Raw genomic sequence first — 4404 nt, 5'->3', positions numbered from 1 at the left:
GAAATAATATCAATCAAATTGCTAAACATTTAAACGAAAATAAAAATAATCAGACAAAAGAATTGATGTCTGATTATCAAAAGCAATTAGAAAATTTGGAAGATAAAATTCAAAAAGTTGTTCATTTTATTTCGGAGAGGGAGTAAAAATGACAGTGAGTTATATGCCAAAACAATCGAACGGAACAGTTCATTCTTCAACAGTTGTGAGCTGTTTTTTGAATGCTGATGAATAGTGAGATTAGAGCAGGTCATAAATAAGGGTCATATTTAAAAGCTAAAATTGTACGTTTTAGTCAATTACATACAAGGGTTCTGTTGCAAAGTTTTAAATAAAGAATAAAATCCCTTACGGTATCTATGATTTAGGCTGTTATTCCCATTAATACCTTGATTTCAGTAGACACCGAAAAGCCGAAGAGAGTGCCTTCTTTTCGGGTTTTCTTATATAATCCTCGAATGGCTTCCATGCCCTTAATCGTGGGTGAGGCAGTGCGTAAACTTCGATAGAATTTATTGCGTCTCTTTACTGGACGATGGTCTTGTTCAATCAAATTATTCAGGTATTTAATGGTACGATGTTCTGTCCCTTGATAAAAGCCGTATTCTTTTAGTTTCTTAAAGGCACTTGTAATAGAGGGGGCTTTATCTGTGACTACAACCTTCGGTTCATCAAACTGCTTCACTAACCGCTTAAGAAAAGCATAGGCTGCTTGTGTGTCCCGTTTTTTACGTAACCAAATATCCAAGGTTAAACCATCTGCATCGATGGCTCGATACAAATAATGCCATTTTCCTTTAATTTTGATGTACGTTTCATCCATTTTCCATGAATAAAAGGATTTTTTATTTTTCTTTTTCCAGAGATGATAGAGGACTTTACCGTATTCTTGTACCCAACGATAAATAGTTGTGTGACAAACGTTAATCCCACGATCATAAAGGAGTTCTTGAATTTCACGATAGCTTAGATTGTAACGCAGGTAATAACCAACAGCGACAATAATCACATCTTTTTGAAATTGTTTACCTTTAAAATAGTTCATTGATATATCCTCGCTGTCATTTTTATTCATTTTACACTAAAATAGACTTATCAGAAAACTTTGCAACAGAACCGATTTCTCAATCTTAGGTTTCACGATTTCAACATCACGAATTTCAACTGTCAACTGTTTTTCCTCACCAGTTTTAGTTTTTCCTGTTACTTGCATAAAGACTCTCCTTGCTATTTCACTAATATAAGAACGCAAACTCTGACATTTGCGCCCCTAAAATAAAAAAGACCTAAGTCGTTTTAATATACTTAAGTCTTCACTACTCAAAATAGAATAATTTTTCAAATTCTATATCCAACGCTATACAAAGTAATAATGCTAATTTAGCAGATGGAACGTACTCATAGGTTTCTATATTGCTAATTGTCTGTCTCGAAACACCAACAATTTTAGCCAAATTACTCTGGTTTATTTGTTTTTCAGCACGAGCCACTTTTAACCTATTCTTTAACTCAAGTTTTCCTTTATCCCTCATTTAAAAATTCCACTCATTAAATTCCAGCCCATCACAGAAACAGCAATTAATAATACTACAATTACTATGATGTTAGTCATCGACCTCTTCTTTTTGAACAGATATATTTCATGTCCCAAAGCCAAAAGTAATAACATAAAAAACAAATCGTCTATAGATTCATTTTTTAGCAACCTAATTGTGAAAATAAACAGCCAAGCAAGTAACAACATAATATAGTGTACTATTGACATATTTCTCCACTTCGATAGTTTACCCTCATCTTGACTTTCTTGTTGTGCCATTTGTAAAATCTTCTTATTATTCATTTCTTCTCTTCCTCTCTATGAATAAAGTATAACACTTTACAAGTAAACTTGTCAACTATATAAGCAAACTTGTTAAAGATATAAGTAAACTTGTCAAAAACAAAGTATGAAAAGTCCGTAAAAAATTAAGAAGCTCTCAATCATATAATTGGTTCTGTTGCAAAGTTTAAAAATCAAATACAAGGTTTATAATCCTTCTTGTTCTTAATCTAATATTCCCATTAAGACCTTAATTTCAGTAGATACCGAAAATCCGAAGAGCGTTCCATTTCTTCGGTTCTTTTTGTATATTCCTCGAATTGTTTCCATGCCCTTAATCGTGGTTGAGGCAGTTCGTAGACTTCGATAAAATTTATTGCGTCGTTTGATTGGTCGATGGTCTTGCTCAATGAGGTTATTGAGATACTTCACGGTTCGATGCTCTGTCTTAGTATATAAACCGTTACTCTGTAACTTTCTAAATGCAGAACCAATAGAGGGCGCTTTATCCTTGACAATTACTCTTGGTTGACCAAACTGTTTATGTAGTCGTTTCAAGAACGCATAAGCAGCTTGAGTATCCCGTTTCTTGCGTAGCCAGATGTCTAAAGTCAATCCATCCGCATCAATTGCACGATAGAGATAATGCCAACGACCTTTGATTTTGATGTACGTTTCATCCATTTTCCATGAATAAAAGGATTTTTTATTTTTCTTTTTCCAAATTTGATAGAGTAGTTTGCCATATTCTTGTACCCAACGATAAATCGTCGTATGAGAAACGTTAATGCCACGATCATATAAGATTTCTTGAACTTCACGATAGCTAAGGTTATAACGAAGATAGTAGCCCACGGCTACAATAATCACATCCTGCTGAAATTGCTTTTCTTTAAAATGATTCATCGTCATTCCTCCTGCTATCTTTTTCTATTATTCTACCTTATTTGATAGTAGATTTAAAACTTTGCAACAGAACCCTATATTCGTTACAATGGTTATGGGAAGTTTTTCAAAAGGTTAAGAAAAGCTTACGGGGGTTTTTGAAATCAAAAAGTAGTAGGGGACGATAAAATGAAACATACACACAAAATCATATTGGCTGTCACTTCTGTATGCACTGTTATTATTCTAGGTGTAAGTATCTTTTTTGTTACACAAGCAGTAACAAACAATAAATTAGAAAACACTAGTCAAACAACTCAACACTCAAGCAGCAGCTCAAAACCTGTTGAAGATAAACAAACGACGAAACAGCTTGATCAAGCAAAACAGCTTGCTGCAAGTTATCATTATGATGAAGCCATCGCCTTACTTGAAAAAGACGACGCCAAAGAAGCGCAACAATTGTTAGCAACTTTGAAAAAAGAAAAAGAATCCTTGGTAAAATGGGAAGACCCGACCAAAATCTCACACGTCTTCTTTCATAGTCTGATTGTTGATCCAGCTAAGGCTTTTCATACCCAGCAAGCACAAGGGTATAAAGATTATATGGTCACTATTTCCGAATTCAATAAAACCATTGATCAGTTATATAAAAATAACTATGTTCTTGTTAATCTAAATGGATTAGTCAAAAAAGGAACAGATGGAAAACTGACCTTTACAGGTGTTTCTCTTCCAGAAGGAAAGAAACCGTTAATTCTTTCGCAAGACGATGTCAGCTATTATGAATACATGGACAATTCAGGATTTCCAAGTAAGTTGATTGTCGATAAACAGAACCAAATCAAGAATATTTATATCGACAATAAGAAGGAAACTGTTGGTGACTATGATATGGTTCCATTGATCGATTCATTCATTAAAAAACATCCCGATTTTTCTTATCAAGGCGCCAAAGGAACATTAGCTTTAACAGGCTATAATGGTGTATTAGGTTACCGTACATCAAAATCAGAATATGGTGATAACGAAAAAACAAACAAAGAAATCGAAGCAGCCAAAAAAGTTGCTGATCAATTAAAGAAAGATGGTTGGAGTTTTGCTTCTCATACTTGGGGACACTTGAATATGACACAAGCTTCTTTAGCCGATATCCAACAAGATAATGAACGTTGGCAAAATGAAGTTGCACCTATTTTAGGCAAAACAAATATTTTGATCTACCCATTTGGCGCTGACATCAGCGATTGGCAACCTTATTCTGAAGCAAATCAAAAATTTGCTTACTTGAAACAACAAGGATTTGATATCTTCTGCAATGTCGATGCCTCAACTCCTGCATGGGGACAACTAGGAACTGACTACTACCGTAACGCCAGAATCAATATTGACGGTATCCGTTTCGAAGCTGACCTAAAAGGAGAAAATCCAATACTTGATCAATTTATCAACGTCAAAGAAGTGTATGACCAAAAAGATCGAGGATAGAGGTTGTGAAAGAAGCGTCCAGCTCCGCCGACAATAAGTAGGAATTAACTATCTAGGAACGCATACCATGCGTAAAACAGGCGCTTATAAGGTCTATACCCAGTCAAACTATAATATTGGTTTAGTGATGCATTTATTAAACCATTCAAGTGAAGCCATGACCTTAACGTATCTTGGATTAGATCAAGCTAGTCGAGAAACGATGTTAGACC

At 34.6% G+C, this 4404-nt stretch carries 5 protein-coding genes; 1 reads left to right on the top strand and 4 read right to left on the bottom strand.

Translation table 11 applies throughout. From position 1 onward, the window contains the following. Nucleotides 1-364: 364 nt before the first annotated feature. The 4 genes from AB0M30_RS47495 to AB0M30_RS47480 form a co-directional block, all read right to left on the bottom strand. Complete coding sequence (locus AB0M30_RS47495; protein WP_355015319.1) at nt 365-1045, bottom strand: IS6 family transposase; 681 nt, start codon at nt 1043-1045, stop codon at nt 365-367. 271 nt (nt 1046-1316) lie between these two features. Next, entirely contained in the window at nt 1317-1532 is a 216-nt protein-coding gene (locus tag AB0M30_RS47490) for a helix-turn-helix transcriptional regulator (protein ID WP_101913440.1), read from the bottom strand. Further along, a complete protein-coding gene (locus AB0M30_RS47485; RefSeq protein ID WP_349221543.1) occupies nt 1529-1840 on the bottom strand; it encodes a DUF6442 family protein in 312 nt (103 codons plus the stop codon). The genes AB0M30_RS47490 and AB0M30_RS47485 overlap by 4 nt, the downstream gene beginning before the upstream one ends. A gap of 204 nt (nt 1841-2044) precedes the next feature. Continuing rightward, on the bottom strand, nt 2045-2725 hold the full coding sequence (locus AB0M30_RS47480; protein WP_351763757.1) for an IS6 family transposase: 681 nt from the start codon (nt 2723-2725) through the stop codon (nt 2045-2047). 168 nt (nt 2726-2893) lie between these two features. Between AB0M30_RS47480 and AB0M30_RS47475 the strand changes: the two genes are divergently transcribed. Next, nucleotides 2894-4192 (top strand): polysaccharide deacetylase family protein, encoded by a 1299-nt coding sequence (locus tag AB0M30_RS47475; protein ID WP_014017385.1) that lies wholly within the window; start codon nt 2894-2896, stop codon nt 4190-4192. Nucleotides 4193-4404: the final 212 nt, after the last annotated feature.

It is taken from the genome of Amycolatopsis sp. NPDC051716, from assembly GCF_040681595.1.
Taxonomy (GTDB): Bacteria; Actinomycetota; Actinomycetes; order Mycobacteriales; family Pseudonocardiaceae; genus Amycolatopsis.
Note: the sequence above shows the minus strand (reverse complement) of the source record. Positions and strands in the feature narration are given on the sequence as shown.

What these genes read in the sequence shown, in the direction of transcription:
- AB0M30_RS47485 (WP_349221543.1), bottom strand. Translation starts at nt 1,840, where the DNA reads ATGAATAATAAGAAGATTTTACAAATGGCACAACAAGAAAGTCAAGAT.
- AB0M30_RS47490 (WP_101913440.1), bottom strand. Translation starts at nt 1,532, where the DNA reads ATGAGGGATAAAGGAAAACTTGAGTTAAAGAATAGGTTAAAAGTGGCT.
- AB0M30_RS47480 (WP_351763757.1), bottom strand. Translation starts at nt 2,725, where the DNA reads ATGAATCATTTTAAAGAAAAGCAATTTCAGCAGGATGTGATTATTGTA.
- AB0M30_RS47475 (WP_014017385.1), top strand. Translation starts at nt 2,894, where the DNA reads ATGAAACATACACACAAAATCATATTGGCTGTCACTTCTGTATGCACT.
- AB0M30_RS47495 (WP_355015319.1), bottom strand. Translation starts at nt 1,045, where the DNA reads ATGAACTATTTTAAAGGTAAACAATTTCAAAAAGATGTGATTATTGTC.